Below are 17,237 nucleotides of genomic sequence, written 5' to 3' on the forward strand. Positions count from 1 at the left end.
TGAACAAAGTGAAAGCCAGCGTCTTTAGGCGCTGGCTGGTGATGTGGGCTTATAGCCCCTGTTCAAACCACCCGTTAGACGGGTGGTCATGATTACATTAATTTAGTCAGATTTTAGTAAAATCTGAAAAGAGACACTATTGTCATTCTTGGCTGAGAAAGAAAAGGGAAGCTGATGGTTATCAAAGAGTTGTTTGACAAAGTAAAGCCCAATACCTGAGCCACCGACTTCTTTTGAGCGACTATAATCTGGACGATAAAAAGGTTCAAAAAGATGGTCAAAATCATAAGAGCTAGGCATGTGTTTAGGGAAATTCTCAATGGTCAGGCTAGCTTGGGTTAACTGAATGGTAACTGTAGTATCAGGTTTACTGTATCTAATGGCATTGTCCACAAGGTTTTTAAAAGCTTTGGTTAATGCCAAAGGGTTACCGTAGATGCTGACGTCATGGGACGACTCAAAACGAAGTGTGATAGCGTGCGCTTTCGCAAAATGGTGACAATCTTCCAAAATATCTACCAAAAGATTATTAAGTGAAACCTCCTGGTAGTGATCAGTAGGGATGTAGTCTATCTTTGCTGTTTCCAGAATAGACTGAACCAACTGGGTTTGCTCAGTCAATATGTTTCGACATTGCCTTAAGTACTTGTCATGGTTTTGAAAATCACCAACATTATAAATCATTCCCTCCACCAAGCCCGATAAACTAGCGATTGGGGTTTTTAGTTCGTGAGCAGTGATTTGAAGAAAGGTTGCTTTTTCTTTTTCCTTTTGAATCGCCCGTTCGTTTTCTTGCTTTAACTCGTCAATGCTGCTGACTAATTGTTGGTACAAACTGTTAATATCCTGTCCTAATCTTGCGATTTCATCTTTGCCCAAAGGCTCAATGGTTACATCGGGAGAAAGGGAGAGCATCTGGCGCGTGACAGTAGAAATCCTTTTGATTCTGCGATTGGCAAGGTGGCTATAAACATAAGCGACGCTACTAGCGATGATAACAATAGCCAACAGGATGATTGGGTAATAAGTAACAAAAACTTGACTGTAATCCGAAAGCGAGTAGAAACCGTATTCAGCTTGTAAGATAAACTCTTTCCCCTCACGAGTAGTGATAAACTCTGCCCAGGCACCAATTTCATCATAATTTCCCCTAGCTAGATAGTCCCGAGATTGCTGAGAGAGTTCTGCCTCAGATAGGGTAGGGTAGATGTCTTTCCCCTCTTCATCGATCAAGCGAAATAAGAGGTCTGGCATGGAACCATCGAGTTGCTCCAGTTTCTCAACCATCTCTGCCTCAGAAAGACTGGTCAGAGATTGAAGGACAGTAGTGTATTGGTTCTTCAAAGACTGCTTTTGAATATGATTAAGGGTTATGGGCAGTGCTAGATGAAGAATAAGTAAAAGGAATAAGACAGTAGAGGTGATAAGGCCACTGACAATCAAGAAATTTTTACGTACAATGCCCATGTTACACCTCTAATTGATAACCACGGCCGATAACTGTTTTTAGCTTCAGATGAGGTATTTTTTTGCGAAGATTTCTCACATGGTTATCTAAAACACGACTATCTAATTCGGTATATCCCCATATTGACTCCATGATAAAATCACGTGTTAGCACATAACCTCTGTTTTGAGCCAGTAGCAATAATATGTCGTATTCTTTTCGTGTGAGTTCAAGTTGATTATCCTGATCATAGACAATTCCTTGTTCAGGATAGATACGAAGATTGTCAATGCTGATAAGAGACTCTTTTGGTGATTCGTTCTGTCTTAGAATGTTTTCAACACGCTTCATCAAAATTAGGGGTGAAAAGGGTTTGGTAACATAATCACTGATGAGTTGATTAAAGCTAGTTAACTGTGTGTACTCATCATCCAAAGCCGTTAACATCAAGATGGGAACACTTGAGGTTTTCCGAATTTCTTTCAGGACATCTATACCGCTGATCGATGGAATCATAATATCTAAAATAATTAAATCCAAATTGTTCTGCTTGAAAAAATCAAGGGCTAATTGACCGTCAAATACAGCGTGAGCCTCATATCCTTGAGCCTTTAAAAATTCACAAATGACTTGATTGATCGTCGGATCATCTTCAACAACCAGTATTTTTTTCATAGGAACCTCCTGAAATCATTATACACTAAATTAAAAAAGAGAAGGTTTAGAGATGAAAAAACAGATAAAAAGGAGATTGGAAACAGGAAAAATTGAGAACTGATTGTTAAGCTAAATATAACTAACGAATAGGAGGAAACGATGTCTTATAAACAAGTATCTCTAGTCTTTTGTGGTTACATGGGCATTATTATGTCAAGTTATCTGCTATTAAGTTTGCTATTTGGACTGTCCTACGGAAGTTCTGAATTTGTGGCCTGGCGACTGCCATTTTCTGCACTGGCGACTCTCTTAGTCATCATTTTTTCGTGGAGAAATAAGAAAAGATTAGCGTATCGGTTTCCTGTTAAACAGAAGCTTTCCTTTTGGGGTATTGGTATAGTGCTACCCTTTCTAATCGTGGGATTCTTTTGGCTAAAACATTTTACATTTAGTTGGCCATTTCTAGTCCCGATATTAACAACGATTTTAGTAGGTCTCGGAGAGGAATTTCTCTTTAGAGAAATTATGTTATCCGTTTTTTTATCTAAAATGCCCATTCCAAAAGCTATTCTTTTCTCCTCAATGGTTTTTGGCCTTTCTCATCTTGTTGCCCTACTTGGTGGGAGTCCTTTAAAGCAAGTTTTGATTCAGGTGCTTTTAGCTACTTTGATGGGCGTTTTTTATGGATTCCTGTACTTATTGACGCAAAGAATAGGATTACTGGCACTGGATCATTTTTTCTGGGACTATATGTTAGTTGGCGGAGCCTTAAGACATTATCCATTAATAGCATTTGTCATTCCAATTCTTTTGATATTACGTATTATCATGATCATCGTGATGGTTGTGTTCAGCAAGAGGGAGGTATCTCATGAAGCGATTGACTGATCTTAAATGGTTTGATATTCTGATAGTGACTATGGTAATGTTTGGCGAAGCCACCATCTTAGCCGTTATAGGCTATCAGGACTTGCTTAATCAGACAACAACAGCTGAAAATGCTGTTGCTTTTACAACTCAAGACAATTATAATAGTCTACTTTTACAAGGCTTTCTATTAAGTCTTGCTTTCCTATATCTTTGGGTGAGAAGATTTGACTTTAAGAGATGGAACATCAAGGTGACTTTGGAGGGGATGGGAAAAGCCGCTCTTATCTTTATAAGCGTAGCATTCTTAATGGATGTTTTCTTTATTGTGACGCACCCGATTGCCGTAAGCCTTCCTTTTCCCATGCCGCTTTCAGAGGTGTTAAATCATGTGGAGTTTTCCTCTGTGCTTTACGCCTTGCTCAATGGATTTTATGAAGAAATTTTCTTTCTTGGGATATGCCAGTCCGTTTCTCAAAAAGATTCGAAATGGGTTCTTCCTTTTTCTTTCTTTATTCGCTTTATTTTTCATATTTACCAAGGAATGGTACCAGCCATTGGTATCGGCTTAGTGTTTGGTGGGTATTTGTATACTTTATATCAAAAATCGACAGACAAAAATCTTTTTCCATTTTTTATAGCGCACGCTATTGCTGATGTCTTTGGACTAGGTTTGTTATATTATTTTCTTTAGGAGGTTTTCATGCTAGAATCCGTTATTGATGCTAAAAAGCGATCTGCTAAGAATTTTAGCTGGTGGTCGGCGCCTTTATTAGGGTATGGTCTTTTAATAACTGGCGAAATCTTTGGTATTATTGCCTTACTGTGGGTGCCTTTTGCCTTTCCGCAAGTCATGTCGGACGAGTATCTGATGCTCTTAGTGGAGCTGTTTACTTTTGCTTTTATTGCAATTGTCGTGATTGCTTGGGCTAGATTGCAGGAGAAATCTCCCTGGCAGGGGCTAGGCATGTCCAAGGCCAACGCTTTTAAGGAGTTCTTAAAGGGCTGGGCCTTTGGGGCAATTGTATTGATTGTTTGTGTGTTACTGATGATGGCTGTTGGGGTTGTGACCATTGAAGCCTTTGATTTTTCAATGAAAACATGGTTAAAATTTTTCCCTTTATTACTAGCTTGGTCTATTCAGGGAACGACTGAAGAAATCCTATGCCGGGGATGGCTGTTTACCACCATTAGCTCTAAGAATAATATTCCTCTTGGGATATTGATGTCATCGCTCTTTTTTACAGCCATTCACTTGGGCAATGATGGGATTAGTTGGATTCCTTTGCTTGATCTCTTTATCTTTGCGGTTTTAGCTTGTTTGGTCATGTTAAAAACCAACAATCTTTGGGTGATCAGTGGGTTCCACGCAGCTTGGAACTGTTTCCAGGGCAATGTCTTTGCATTTCCAGTGAGTGGTACAACGACAGGTGATGCTTTTATCCATGTATCAAGCCACGGCCCAGCCTGGTTATCAGGTGTTCCCTTTGGTGTTGAAGGCAGCATCATCAGCGTCTTGGTTCAACTAGCCATAGTAATTTGGCTAGTTTATGATCTCTTTATCAAGCCAAAACAGGTTTTGCAAAAGTAGACCTTTAAAAACGCACGGTCGAACCATTAGCTTATCAGGTTGACATCTAAAGTTTGTAAGCAGACAAAAAGACGTTGGACGATAGTCCCGCGTCTTTTGTTATTTCCCTAAGCAGAATTGGCTAAAGAGTTGAGTGATAAGTTCGTCTGGTGCGGCATCACCGGTGATCTCACCTAGTATCTCCCAACACCGTGTCATGTCCACTTGAAGCAGATCAACTGGCATGCCTAGAGCTAGGCCATCGTTAACCGCATTGAGGGCTTCAAGGGCTTTTTCGATCAGTGAGATGTGGCGGGCGTTGGAAAGGTAGGTGGTATCCTGTTCGACCAGGCCAGCATTATCAAAGAAGAGTTGATTGATACGGTCTTCAATAGCGTCAATGTTTTGATTGGTAAGAACCGAGATCGGAATGACGTCTTCTGGTAGCAGGTCGCGTTGAATAACTTGAGGGAGATCGGTCTTGTTAAGCAAGATGATACGGTTGCTAGACGCACTGATGTCAAGTAAAATGCGGTCTTGTTCAGTGAGTGGCTCTGCACTATTAAGTACCAACAGTACTAAATCAGCCTCCTCAAGGGCTTTTTTAGAGCGTTCAACACCGATTTTTTCGACAATATCATCTGTCTCTCGAATACCTGCTGTATCAATCAACTTCAGCGGAACCCCTTTGATATTAACATATTCCTCAATGACGTCCCGTGTGGTACCGGCAATATCAGTTACAATCGCTTTTTCTTCTCTTAATAGATTATTAAGCAAACTGGATTTTCCGACATTAGGACGTCCGATAATGGCAGTCGAGAGGCCTTCACGCAAGATTTTGCCCCGTCTGGCTGTGCGCAGAAGATCTGACAAGAGTTTGGCAAACTCTTCCGTCTTTTCACGAAGGAGCTGAGTGGTCATCTCTTCCACATCATCGTATTCAGGGTAGTCAATGTTAACTTCGACTTGGGCAAGGGTGTTCAGAATTTCCTGACGGGTGTTATCAATAAGGTTTTTGAGGGAGCCATCCAACTGTTTGACAGCGATATTCATGGCTTTGTCGGTCTTTGCTCGGATAATATCCATGACAGCCTCAGCCTGTGTGAGGTCCACCCGGCCATTTAGAAAAGCACGTTTGGTAAATTCACCTGGCTCTGCCATGCGTGCCCCTTCACGAATCAGCAGTTGCAAGATTTCATTGGTAACGGCAATGCCACCGTGTGTATTGATTTCAATGACATGTTCACGGGTAAAGGTTTTAGGGCCTAACATAACAGACACCATGACCTCGTCTAGAATCTCATCTTTACTAGGGTCGATGATGTGACCGTAGTTGATAGTATGGCTGGCAACTTGTGTCAGGTCTTTTCCTTTAAACACCCGATTAGCGATAGTTAAGGCGTCTGAACCCGACAAGCGGACAATGCCAATAGCCCCTTCCCCAAGAGGGGTTGAAATAGCAGTAATGGTATCAAATTCTTTGGTAATCATAATGTTATTTTAACGCAATTAAAGGAGGGATGCAAGGGCCGAGATTGACCGATGACTGATGAGGGGTTTATCATGCCAAAAGGAGGATAGTAATTGACCTAATACGTTTATTTTAGAGTTATGACCCTACTGTTAATCGGATTACTGTTAGGAGGCTTTTTTATGCATTCATACAAAAGCTTGCTTCAAAAAGTCTACGGCCTGTGCTTATTGGTTTTATGATTCTTATTTTACCCTTTTGACCCTTTATTTCAATTTCTACTATTTCTGATGGTTCTCCAAATCATGATGATACTGATAAATATGGTGCGAGATTACAAGGACATGTACTAAAAGCGATAGAAATCCACTTGGGTTTCTTTTTTTCATCATCTAGTTGTGATATAATACTTTTATGAAAATTTTCTGATTGTACATGAATCAGAAATAGAATGAAGAGTAGCAATTAGCAAATGGTTTTAATTGTTCTAGAGCTAATCATAGATTATGAAAAGTAAGAGGTGTTTTGTGAATCAACCTAAAACTTATGAAGACTGTTTGGAGTGGATTCATGGTAAGTTAAAATTTGGAATCAAACCGGGTTTGAAACGGATGACCTGGATGCTAGAGCAATTGGATAATCCTCAGCACAAAATAAGAGCCGTTCATATTGTTGGCACAAATGGTAAAGGCTCAACTGTTGCCAATTTACAACGGATTTTTACTGGCTCTAGCTACCGTGTTGGAAGTTTTACCTCGCCCTTTATCATCGATTTTCGGGAGCGAATTTCGATTGATGGAGAAATGATTAGCAAAGAGGAGTTGATAGCCTTAGTTGAGGCTGTCTACTCAATTGTAGAGCGTTTACCAAAAGAAACAGGTCATGAACCAGCGACAGAATTTGAAATCATTACGGTGATGATGTTTTATTATTTTGCTGAAATCAATCCCGTTGATATTGTTCTGGTTGAAGCTGGACTTGGAGGTCGACTTGATTCCACAAATGTCTTTACCCCTCTCTTGACCCTATGTCCATCCATTGGTTTAGATCATCAAGCCATATTAGGTGAAACCCATGAGGCGATTGCCAGAGAAAAGGCTGGTGCTATCAAGCCTGGTGTACCCTTTATCTTTGCGACGGATAAGGAGAGCGTCAGAGCTGTTTTTAAAGAGATTGCCCATCACCTAAAAGCACCATTGTATGAAGCTGGTCAGCAGTTTTCACTTTCTAATGGAATTTATCACGATGAGGTAGGTTATGCTATAGAGGACATTTCAGTTGGTCTACCTGGGGCACACCAAATCAGCAATGCTAGTCTAGCTATTAAAGCCTCTCTTTTACTGAAAGAAACATTTCCTAAGGTTACAGAAACCACCATTCGAAATGGTCTTGCTCAGACAAAATGGGTTGGCCGGACAGAGTTAATTGCACCTAACCTCATGATTGATGGTGCTCATAACGATGAATCCGTAAAGGCTCTTTGTGATTTACTTGCTTCTCGATACGAGAATAAACTTATTCACATTCTCTTTGCAGCTATCGAAGGAAAACCAGTTAACAGCATGCTGGAACAATTAGGAGCTCTTGGACAGGTCACAGTGACCACCTTTGATTACCCTAAAGCATTACCGGTAGAAGCCTATCCAAAAGAGTGGCCAAGGGAAGCTGATTACAGGAATTGGTTGGCTCATTGGGAGTTTTCAAGCTCTGACGATTTCTACCTTATAACTGGTTCTTTGTATTTTATTTCAGAAATTAGGGCAATACTTATCCCTCATGACCGTTACTAATGAAAAGGAAAACAGATGACACAAAATCACGAAATGGCTGAAGAAGCAATTCGGCAACTGCTAGTTGCCATGGGAGAGGACCCTAATCGGGAAGGTTTGTTAGATACGCCGAAACGGGTTATTAAAATGTATGAGGAAATGTGGTCTGGACTTGGTAAGGACCCTAAAGATGAATTTACAGCTGTCTTTTCAGAGGGGCATGAGGAAGTTATCTTGGTCAGGGATATTCCATTTTATTCCATGTGTGAACACCATTTAGTTCCATTTTATGGGGTTGCTCATGTGGCCTACATCCCTAGTGAGGGCAAGGTGACGGGCTTAAGTAAATTAGCTCGAGCTGTTGAAGTTGCTAGTAAACGGCCTCAACTGCAAGAGAGACTGACGGCTCAGGTCGCGTCAGCTTTGGACGATGCCCTATCTCCTGTAGGTGTTTTTGTCATGGTTGAGGCAGAACATCTCTGTATGACCATGAGGGGGATCAAAAAGCCTGGCGCTAAAACAGTTACTACTGTAGCAAAAGGGATTTTCAAGGACAATATTGATCAGCGCAAGGAAATCCTTGCTATGATCCATAATGGGTAAGTACATGATTACAATTGACACACTAAGACAGCAACCAACAATCATGGGGATTTTAAATGTTACCCCAGACTCATTTTCGGACGGTGGAAACTATGTTGCTACTGAGCAGGCTATGGCTCAAGTGGGAAAAATGCTAGCTGAAGGCGCAACCGTCATTGATGTCGGTGGAGAGTCTACCCGTCCTGGGGCAGCATTTGTTTCAGCTGACGAAGAAATCAACCGTGTGGTTCCGATTATTAAAGCGATAAAAGATCGTTATGACTGCCTAATCTCTATAGACAGTTATAAAACAGAGACTGTCAGGGCTGCTCTTGACGCAGGCGCAGATATCATCAACGATGTTTGGGCGGGGTTGCATGATGGCCAAATGCTCTCATTAGCAGCGGAACGCCAAGTTCCAATTATTCTCATGCATAACCAAGAAAAGGAAAGTTACACGAATATCACAGAAGAAGTTTGTGCCTTTTTATCAAACCGAGCGAGAGCTGCTAAGGATGCAGGTCTCTCTGTTGATAAGATCTGGTTGGATCCAGGATTTGGCTTTGCCAAAAATCCTCAACAAAATATTGACTTGCTAAAGGGGCTTGATCAAGTCTGCCAGCTAGGCTATCCTGTCTTGTTTGGCATTTCGCGTAAACGCGTGGTTGATTATCTTCTGGGAGGCGGGACCAGCCCCTTGGAAAGAGATCAAGCGACTGCGGCATTATCTGCTTATGCGATTGAAAAAGGGTGTGATATGGTGCGCGTGCACAATGTTGCTGCCAATACAGATGTGCTCAAAGCAATTGCACCTTTAAGAAAGTAGGACAAGAATGGATAAAATTTTTCTGACGGACTGTCGATTTTATGGGTATCATGGCGCTTTTGCTGAGGAGCAGGTCCTAGGGCAAATCTTTGTAGTCGATTGCGAGCTGTCTGTTGATTTGACAGCTGCTAGCCAATCTGACGCTCTTTCTGATACTGTTCATTATGGTCATGTCTTTGAAACGATTAAACAGCGTGTTGAATCTCAAAAATACCAGTTAATTGAGCGATTAGCTGGAGCGATCATTGAAGATTTGTTTGATAGTTTTGCTCCTATTAATGCAATAAAACTGACTATTAAAAAAGAAAACCCGCCTATTGCTGGCCATTATGCTCATGTTGGCATTACATTGGAGAGACACAGATGAGCCTGTATTACCTCAGTTTAGGCAGTAACATAGGAGATCGTGAGAAATACCTGCGCTCAGCCATTGATGCCATTGCTGCATTACCTAAAACAATAGTAGTATCCGTTTCTTCTTTTTATGAAACGGCTGCATGGGGAAAAACTGATCAAGATGATTTTTTAAATCTGTGCATGGTAGCACAATCCGATTTGTGCCCGCAGACTTTTTTAGCGGGGACCCAACAAATCGAGAAAAGCTTGGACCGTGTCCGTCATGAGCATTGGGGGCCACGAACGCTTGATATCGATATTTTAATGATAGACGATCAGATTATCGATGAGGAGCGTTTAAAAGTTCCCCATCCCTACATGACAGAGCGTGCGTTTGTGCTAAAACCCTTAGCAGAAATCGCACAATCAGCAATTCATCCCCAAACAAATCAGACGATCCAATATTTGTTGGATCAGACAGATTCAGGAGATGTTGTTTGGTTGAAATCCTATATCCATAAATAGCAGAGGAGGTGACCTTCTCTGTTTTCTTTTTAACGTTAGCGCTGTCAAAATACTCTAAAACTTGGTATAATGAAAGTAGAGACAACATTTAGGAGGAAACGATGAGTCAGTTAAAACAATTAGTTGGTATTGAAGCAGCCAAGTATGTCACAGACGGGATGACAATAGGATTAGGGACTGGTTCAACAGCATACTATTTTGTAGCTGAAATAGGTCGACGTGTCCAAGAAGAAGGCTTATCCATTACAGCGGTTACAACTTCGAGTGTCACTAGCGCTCAAGCAAAGAGTTTAGGGATACCCTTAAAAAGCATTGATGAAGTAACCTCAGTTGATGTTACGGTCGATGGCGCTGATGAGGTTGATTCAGAATTTAACGGCATCAAAGGTGGCGGCGGGGCCTTGCTCATGGAAAAGGTTGTCGCGACCTATACCAAACACTACATTTGGATTGTGGATGAGAGTAAGATGGTTGAGACTCTGGGCGCATTTAAGCTGCCGGTTGAGGTTGTTCAATATGGAGCTGAAAATCTCTTTCGTCATTTTGAGGCTAAAGGATACGTGCCATCTTTTCGTGAAACAAATGGTAAGCGCTTTGTCACAGATATGAAAAACTTCATCATTGATTTAGATTTGAAAACAATTGCTGATCCTCAAGCTTTAGCAGAAGAGTTGGACAGAACTGTTGGTGTTGTCGAACACGGTTTGTTTAATGGTTTCGTTAATAAAGTCATTGTAGGATCGCAAGACGGTGTGCTAACACTTGACGCACCAAACAAATAACGTAGTAAAGGTTTTGGGTGCTAACCGTAACCACCCTAGATTAGGAGGACGAATGTCACAGTTTGACCGTATTCATTTAGTTGTTTTAGATTCTGTTGGGATTGGGGCATCATCAGACGCCAATGATTTCAACAATGCAGGCGTACCCGATGGCGCTTCAGATACCCTTGGCCATATATGTCAAACAGTTGGTCTTGATGTGCCAAATATGGCACAACTAGGGCTTGGTAACATTCCAAGGGAAACACCATTGAAAACTGTTCCAGCAGTGGATAATCCTACTGGTTATGTCACCAAGTTAGAAGAAGTGTCTCTCGGGAAGGACACCATGACGGGTCACTGGGAAATCATGGGCCTCAATATCACGGAACCGTTTGATACTTTCTGGGACGGCTTCCCTGAGGAAATCTTGACCAAAATTGAAGAGTTTTCAGGCCGCAAGGTTATTCGTGAAGCCAACAAGCCTTATTCAGGTACAGCAGTTATCGATGACTTTGGTCCGCGTCAGATGGAGACAGGTGAGTTAATCATCTATACCTCAGCGGATCCAGTGTTGCAAATCGCAGCTCACGAAGACATTATTCCGCTTGAGGAACTCTACCGTATTTGTGAATTTGCCCGTTCCATTACCCTAGAACGTCCAGCGCTTCTCGGTCGTATCATTGCCCGCCCTTATGTCGGAACACCAGGAAACTTTACAAGGACATCTAACCGCCATGACTACGCAGTGTCACCGTTCCAAGACACGGTCATGAACAAGTTGGATGAAGCTGGTATTGATGTCTATTCCGTTGGTAAAATCAATGACATCTTTAATGGCTCTGGAGTTAATCATGATATGGGACACAACAAAAATAATGCTCATGGGGTTGAAACCTTAATCAAAACCCTCCAATTACCAGAATTCAAGAAGGGCTTTTCTTTCACAAACTTGGTTGACTTTGATGCCCTTTACGGTCACCGCCGCAATCCGCAGGGCTATCGCGATTGCTTGCACGAGTTCGACAGCCAACTGCCAGACATCATAGCAAACCTCGGAGACAATGATCTTCTCATGATTACGGCTGACCATGGCAATGACCCAACCTACGCTGGAACGGATCATACCCGTGAGTATATTCCACTTCTCATCTATGGAAAATCCTTGAAAGGGAGTGGTGTGATTCCACAAGGACACTTTGCGGATATTTCAGCAACCATTGCTGAGAACTTCGGTGTTGAGAAGGCCATGATTGGCGAAAGCTTCTTGGATAAATTGGTTTAGGAGGATAGCATGACTCAAACCATTACTATCTACCATAATCCCAAATGTGGAACCTCTCGAAATGTTCTAGCCATGATTCGGCATGCGGGTATCGAGCCAGAAGTCATTGAATATTTGAAGACGCCACCGACGCGTGAGACGCTGGTTCAATTGATTGCGGATATGGGGATTCCAGTTAGAGAAGTCTTGCGGAGCAATGTTCCGCCCTATGAGCTGTTGGGGTTAGACAGAGAAAACTTATCAGACGAGGCATTACTTGATGCCATGATGGCAGAGCCTATCTTAATCAATCGTCCGATTGTTGTTAGCCCGTTAGGGACTAAACTCTGTCGCCCATCAGAAATTGTTTTAGACCTTCTGCCAGAAGACTTCCCCTATCCCTTTACCAAAGAGGACGGAGAGGTTATAAATCAATAAGAAAAGGAGTTTTTATGTCACTGATTGATAACATTAATGAGACAAAAGTATTTTTAGAAGAAAAAGGGCTCATTGCCCCTGAATTTGGCTTGATTTTAGGGTCTGGCCTGGGTGAATTAGCAGAAGAAGTGGAAAATGCCATTGTGCTTGACTATGGAGATATTCCTAACTGGGGGCAATCTACCGTTGTTGGTCATGCTGGCAAATTGGTCTATGGGGATTTAGCTGGCCGGAAAGTCTTGGCTTTGCAAGGTCGTTTCCATTTTTACGAAGGAAATCCGATGGAAGTCGTGACTTTCCCAGTACGAGTTATGAAAGCTCTTGGTTGTCATAGTGTTATTGTCACCAATGCAGCTGGTGGGATTGGGTATGGCCCTGGAACTCTCATGCTGATTAGTGACCATATCAATATGACGGGAACTAATCCATTAATTGGTGAAAACTTAGATGACTTTGGTCCTCGTTTCCCAGATATGTCTGATGCCTACACCAAGGCTTACCGTGAGAAAGCTCATGATGTTGCAGGAAAACTAGGAGTTACGCTTGAAGAAGGCGTTTATCTTGGATGTTCTGGTCCTACCTATGAGACACCTGCTGAAATCAGGGCCTTTAAAACATTAGGAGCGGATGCTGTCGGCATGTCTACAGTCCCTGAAGTCATTATTGCGGCCCACTCTGGGATGAAGGTGTTGGGTATCTCAGCCATCACCAACTTTGCGGCCGGTTTCCAAGCCGAGCTAAACCATGAAGAAGTAGTTGAAGTGACTCAACGCATCAAAGGGGAATTCAAACATTTGATTAAGTCAATCTTAACAGAATTGTAAAATGTTAGTATAGAAAAATGACTGGTAACCGAGTCATAATAAGTTAAGATAATATTGTAGAGCTGTGATCCTTTCTGAGAGAAAAATCACAGTGCTCTAGATTGTCTCTGTTTAAGAGTGACTTTGTCTTCTTGTCACTACCGAATCAAAAATAAGAAAGGAATGAGCGTTACTATGTTCGATACGCTCAAACGATAACATGAGTATTCATATTGCTGCAAAACCTGGCGAAATCGCCGATAAAATTTTACTTCCTGGAGATCCTCTTCGTGCGAAATTCATCGCTGAGAATTTTTTAGAAGATGCAGTCTGCTTCAACGAAGTTCGTAACATGTTGGGTTACACGGGAACCTACAAGGGAGAACGCATTTCCGTTATGGGAACTGGCATGGGAATGCCATCTATCTCCATTTATGCCCGTGAATTGATTGTTGATTACGGTGTTAAAAAATTGATTCGTGTCGGAACTGCTGGCTCTATTGATCCAGATGTACATGTCCGTGAGTTGGTATTGGCTCAGGCTGCTGCGACAAACTCTAATATCATCCGCAATGATTTCCCTGAGTATGATTTCCCACAAATTGCTGATTTTACCTTATTGGACAAAGCTTATCATATCGCTAAAGATTTGGGCTTAACCACTCATGTAGGATCTGTTTTATCATCTGATGTGTTTTACTCTAACATGCCGGAGCGTAACATGCGCTTAGGTGAACTCGGCGTCAAAGCGATTGAAATGGAAGCTGCGGCTCTTTATTACCTTGCTGCACAACATGGAGTACAAGCTTTGGGCATCATGACAATCTCTGATAGTCTTGTTCATCCAGAAGAAGATACGACAGCTGAAGAACGTCAAAACACCTTCACGGATATGATGAAGGTTGGGCTAGAAACACTTATTTCTTAATGAATACGATAGAAAAACAAACACTTTTACTGTTATTAAACCTTTATGAATATGATGCGGCATTTCATTTTGCAAGCGAAATTGCTCAAATTCCTGATGAGTTAATGACTGTTCTTGAAATGCTACGGGAACGACGGGAACTTCATACAGGGCCAGCTTTTCAACTAGGACTAGTGATGAACCAAGATAGAGAAGACGAGCAACTGGCGAATTACCTTTTGGACCTGGAAACGAAACTCAAAAAAGCTCAGATAATTGATTTTGTTCGAGCAGTGTCACCGCTTATCTACCGTCTTTTTATGCGTCTTGTAACTGCAAAAATTCCCAATATCATGGATTATATTCATGATACCAAGGATGACCGTTATGATACTTGGTTAAGAGATGAGTTGATGGGGTCAGATTTGAAAATCCTTCGTCACTTTAAGCCTGAGCGAAATGTAACCTCTAATAGCTTGGCCAATCTGATTTTGCAGCTGGATTATCCAGAAGATACTAAAAAGCAAGTGGTCAGTCTTCGCAAACTAGAGCGTTCAGTTCGAAATCCCTTGTCGCATCTCATCAAGCCTTTTGATGAAAAAGAATTAAGACGAACGACTAATTTCTCCTCAGAGAAATTTATGAACACTCTCATTGACCTTTCTCGGAAAACGGGAGTCCAGTATGACAGTGAGTTTTATTTTGATAAGGTCAATGCGCAAATTATTCAAAAGTACGGCTTAAAATAAGTCAATGCTTTTCGTCTATAGGAATGAGGCTGACTAGGACTGTCAAAGATGATAGAAGCTGTTATTAAAAGCTCCTCAGAATTGGTTACTTATTTCTTGATTTACTTTGACAACCTTTCCGGATAAGTAAATGAGGGGCAATCGATTAATAAACTGAACAGGCTGGGACTTTTTGTCCTGGCCTCTTTTTAGCTTTATCTTAGCAATGTAATTAATTTTAACACTTGATAGTCTATTTAAATACCCTATGTTTAAGATAGGTAATACTGAATAAAGCTCTTTTTGGGTTAAACAAAGAACTTGTCAGTTGCTTGAGGATATAGTATAATGATAGAGTCACAAGAGGAGCGAAATGCTGAGATTGGCCTAGCCTAAACTCTTATCACCTGATCAAGTTAGCACTTGCGTAGGGATGTGGCAGAAGACTGAAGTAACCCTTCTGAAAAACTTCTGCAGTTTTGATTGTGGCATCTGTTGACGAAACACAGCTCACAATCACTGTGTTTCACTAGCCAGTGCTAGAGAAGTTTTTTAGGAGGTTTTTGTATGAACCGTAGTCGTATTCAACTCTTAACCGAGATTGCTATTTTTGCAACCTTGGCCATGATTCTGGATGTCTTTACAGAACCGATGAAGCTAGGTCCGTGGATTTCTTTTTCCTTTAAGATGTTGCCAATCTTTTTGGTCTCATTTCGTTGGGGAACTAAAGCTGGGATGTCAGCTGGTTTTTTGTGGGGTATTTTGCAAGTCGTAACGGGTGAAGCTGCTGGTGGTATTTTGACACTTTTCCAAGGCTTCTTAGAGTATTTCGTCGCCTTTGCCCTAATTGGTCTTGCAGGCGTTATGAAACCTGCCATTGATCGCGCACGTCAAAGAAAGGAAACAGGAAAAGTTCTTTTGAACACTTTAACAGGTGTCGTGATTGGAACAATTGCTCGCTACGCTATCCACTTCATTGCTGGCTTCATTTTTTGGGGCCAATATGCACCCGAAGGACAAAGTGCTGTTTACTATTCTTTTGTTGTTAATGGTAGCTCTGCACTCGGAGAAGGTTTGGCCTGTATCTTGGTGATTTGGTTAGCTCAACCGTTGCTATCAGTCTTTCTGGATAAAAAGTAAACTTAAAAAAGGAATAACCTGCACCCCAATTGTTAGATGTTGGGTGCATGTTATTTTTATCCTCGTTCTAATTAAATTGGACTTCCTCGAAGAGGTAGTCGATGAACCGCTCTCCCATTTTGGAGAGGTTTGCTTTTTGGTGCTTGATGTAGATAAGTTCAATGGTATCGTCAACTTCAAGAGGGATTGAAACAATATTGTCACCATTAAGGTTACTGTTTAAAATCCCTGTAGCAATCGTATACCCATCAAGCCCGATTAACAGGTTGAAAAGAGTCGCTCGGTCAGAGACCACAATTGATTTTTTATGGTGCTCCGTTGAAAGAATTTCCTCAGAAAAATAGAAGGAATTATGAGTTCCTTGATCATAACTGAGGTAGGGAAAGTCTTCCAAATCTTCAAGTCTAACTGAGGTCTTTTTGGCCAATGGATTGGTCGTGCTAACAAAAATATGAGGTTTTGCCGTAAACAAACTGGTATAGGTCAAATGGTTATCATCAAACATCTTCGTCAAAACATCGCGGTTGTAGGAGTTCAGAAAGAGGACACCGACCTCACTTCGGAAATTTTTGACATCATCAATAATCTCCCAAGTCCTTGTTTCCCGAAGAAAAAGCTCATAACGGGTCATATCGCTTTTTTTCAAAAGACTGACAAAGGCATTAACCACGAAAGCATAGTGTTGAGAGCTGACACTGAATAGCTCTCTGTGCCCGCTTGGGCTCTTGTATCGCTCTAGTAGAAGGTCAGTTTGCTCAACGACTTGACGAGCGTAAGATAGAAATTCCATGCCGTCTTTTGTCAAGGTAATACCCTTAGGATTTCGGTGGAAAATGTCAATGCCCATTTCACTTTCCAAGTCTTTAACAGCATTGGAAAGACTTGGTTGCGTAATAAAAAGTTGCTTGGCTGCTTCGTTCATAGAGCCTGTTTCGACGATTTTGATAATGTATTGTAATTGCTGTATTCTCATGATTGTATTATATCACATCACTGTTAAAAGATGGCCTTATAGGCTCAAGCTATAACTGAATTTAATTCTATTCTTCCCCGCGTTGTAAAATGAAGTGCAACAAAAAAGACATGTTCGTCTGATATACTAGAATTCCCCAACTCAGTATAGAAAGCAGATGAACATGTCCA

Annotated in this window: 19 protein-coding genes and 1 riboswitch; of the genes, 15 read left to right on the top strand and 4 right to left on the bottom strand. The window is 41.4% G+C overall.

The genetic code is table 11. The annotated features are described in order from the left end of the window. Positions 1-102 precede the first annotated feature (102 nt). Positions 103-1,467 (bottom strand): HAMP domain-containing sensor histidine kinase, encoded by a 1,365-nt coding sequence (locus J2S23_RS10420; RefSeq protein WP_307122661.1) that lies wholly within the window; start codon positions 1,465-1,467, stop codon positions 103-105. A gap of 1 nt (position 1,468) precedes the next feature. Beyond that, the gene (locus J2S23_RS10425) at positions 1,469-2,122 is read right to left on the bottom strand and encodes a response regulator transcription factor (RefSeq protein WP_307122662.1); all 654 of its coding nucleotides are present in this window, start codon (positions 2,120-2,122) and stop codon (positions 1,469-1,471) included. Between the two features lie 141 nt (positions 2,123-2,263). On the opposite strand from J2S23_RS10425, the gene J2S23_RS10430 reads away from it, so the two are divergent. From J2S23_RS10430 to J2S23_RS10440, 3 genes are read left to right on the top strand one after another with little or no spacing between them, the layout of a single operon-like run. Further along, positions 2,264-2,992: a CPBP family intramembrane glutamic endopeptidase gene (locus J2S23_RS10430; RefSeq protein WP_307122663.1), complete on the top strand. Its 729-nt coding sequence runs from the start codon at positions 2,264-2,266 to the stop codon at positions 2,990-2,992. Then, a complete protein-coding gene (locus J2S23_RS10435) occupies positions 2,976-3,665 on the top strand; it encodes a CPBP family glutamic-type intramembrane protease (RefSeq protein ID WP_307122664.1) in 690 nt (229 codons plus the stop codon). Before J2S23_RS10430 ends, J2S23_RS10435 begins: the two co-directional genes overlap by 17 nt. A 9-nt stretch (positions 3,666-3,674) precedes the next feature. Then, positions 3,675-4,562: a CPBP family intramembrane glutamic endopeptidase gene (locus J2S23_RS10440; protein WP_307122665.1), complete on the top strand. Its 888-nt coding sequence runs from the start codon at positions 3,675-3,677 to the stop codon at positions 4,560-4,562. Positions 4,563-4,661: 99 nt separating this feature from the next. Here the strand turns inward: J2S23_RS10440 and mnmE are convergent, their stop codons facing one another. After that, on the bottom strand, positions 4,662-6,035 hold the full coding sequence (gene mnmE, locus J2S23_RS10445; RefSeq protein ID WP_307122666.1) for a tRNA uridine-5-carboxymethylaminomethyl(34) synthesis GTPase MnmE: 1,374 nt from the start codon (positions 6,033-6,035) through the stop codon (positions 4,662-4,664). Between the two features lie 507 nt (positions 6,036-6,542). Here mnmE and J2S23_RS10450 point away from each other — a divergent pair. From J2S23_RS10450 to thiT, 12 genes are all read left to right on the top strand, one after another. Beyond that, positions 6,543-7,805, top strand: a complete 1,263-nt coding sequence (locus tag J2S23_RS10450; RefSeq protein ID WP_307122667.1) for a bifunctional folylpolyglutamate synthase/dihydrofolate synthase — start codon at positions 6,543-6,545, stop codon at positions 7,803-7,805. Between the two features lie 15 nt (positions 7,806-7,820). Beyond that, positions 7,821-8,387 carry a GTP cyclohydrolase I FolE gene (gene folE, locus J2S23_RS10455; RefSeq protein WP_307122668.1) on the top strand — a complete coding sequence of 189 codons (567 nt, stop codon included), beginning with the start codon at positions 7,821-7,823 and terminating at the stop codon, positions 8,385-8,387. 4 nt (positions 8,388-8,391) lie between these two features. Next, positions 8,392-9,192 (top strand): dihydropteroate synthase, encoded by an 801-nt coding sequence (folP, locus tag J2S23_RS10460; protein ID WP_307122669.1) that lies wholly within the window; start codon positions 8,392-8,394, stop codon positions 9,190-9,192. A gap of 7 nt (positions 9,193-9,199) precedes the next feature. Further along, on the top strand, positions 9,200-9,559 hold the full coding sequence (gene folB / locus J2S23_RS10465) for a dihydroneopterin aldolase (RefSeq protein ID WP_307122670.1): 360 nt from the start codon (positions 9,200-9,202) through the stop codon (positions 9,557-9,559). Continuing rightward, on the top strand, positions 9,556-10,053 hold the full coding sequence (gene folK, locus J2S23_RS10470) for a 2-amino-4-hydroxy-6-hydroxymethyldihydropteridine diphosphokinase (RefSeq protein WP_307122671.1): 498 nt from the start codon (positions 9,556-9,558) through the stop codon (positions 10,051-10,053). Before folB ends, folK begins: the two co-directional genes overlap by 4 nt. A gap of 101 nt (positions 10,054-10,154) precedes the next feature. Further along, positions 10,155-10,835: a ribose-5-phosphate isomerase RpiA gene (gene rpiA / locus J2S23_RS10475; RefSeq protein WP_307122672.1), complete on the top strand. Its 681-nt coding sequence runs from the start codon at positions 10,155-10,157 to the stop codon at positions 10,833-10,835. 52 nt (positions 10,836-10,887) lie between these two features. After that, positions 10,888-12,099: a phosphopentomutase gene (locus J2S23_RS10480; protein ID WP_307122673.1), complete on the top strand. Its 1,212-nt coding sequence runs from the start codon at positions 10,888-10,890 to the stop codon at positions 12,097-12,099. A 9-nt stretch (positions 12,100-12,108) separates the two neighbouring features. Beyond that, positions 12,109-12,516: an arsenate reductase (glutaredoxin) gene (gene arsC / locus J2S23_RS10485; RefSeq protein ID WP_307122674.1), complete on the top strand. Its 408-nt coding sequence runs from the start codon at positions 12,109-12,111 to the stop codon at positions 12,514-12,516. Positions 12,517-12,530: 14 nt separating this feature from the next. Next, a complete protein-coding gene (locus tag J2S23_RS10490; protein WP_307122675.1) occupies positions 12,531-13,340 on the top strand; it encodes a purine-nucleoside phosphorylase in 810 nt (269 codons plus the stop codon). A gap of 199 nt (positions 13,341-13,539) precedes the next feature. Further along, positions 13,540-14,247, top strand: coding sequence for a purine-nucleoside phosphorylase (deoD, locus tag J2S23_RS10495; protein ID WP_307122676.1), 708 nt, complete (start codon positions 13,540-13,542; stop codon positions 14,245-14,247). Next, on the top strand, positions 14,247-14,975 hold the full coding sequence (locus J2S23_RS10500; RefSeq protein ID WP_307122677.1) for a Gbs1250 family HEPN protein: 729 nt from the start codon (positions 14,247-14,249) through the stop codon (positions 14,973-14,975). Before deoD ends, J2S23_RS10500 begins: the two co-directional genes overlap by 1 nt. A gap of 331 nt (positions 14,976-15,306) precedes the next feature. Beyond that, positions 15,307-15,405, top strand: a riboswitch (TPP riboswitch). Between the two features lie 116 nt (positions 15,406-15,521). Further along, entirely contained in the window at positions 15,522-16,094 is a 573-nt protein-coding gene (gene thiT, locus J2S23_RS10505; RefSeq protein ID WP_307122678.1) for an energy-coupled thiamine transporter ThiT, read from the top strand. A 67-nt stretch (positions 16,095-16,161) separates the two neighbouring features. On the opposite strand, the gene J2S23_RS10510 is transcribed toward thiT, so the two are convergent. Then, on the bottom strand, positions 16,162-17,067 hold the full coding sequence (locus J2S23_RS10510; RefSeq protein ID WP_307122679.1) for a LysR family transcriptional regulator: 906 nt from the start codon (positions 17,065-17,067) through the stop codon (positions 16,162-16,164). Positions 17,068-17,237 lie beyond the last annotated feature (170 nt).

The organism is Streptococcus moroccensis (assembly GCF_030812835.1).
Lineage (GTDB): Bacteria > Bacillota > Bacilli > Lactobacillales > Streptococcaceae > Streptococcus > Streptococcus moroccensis.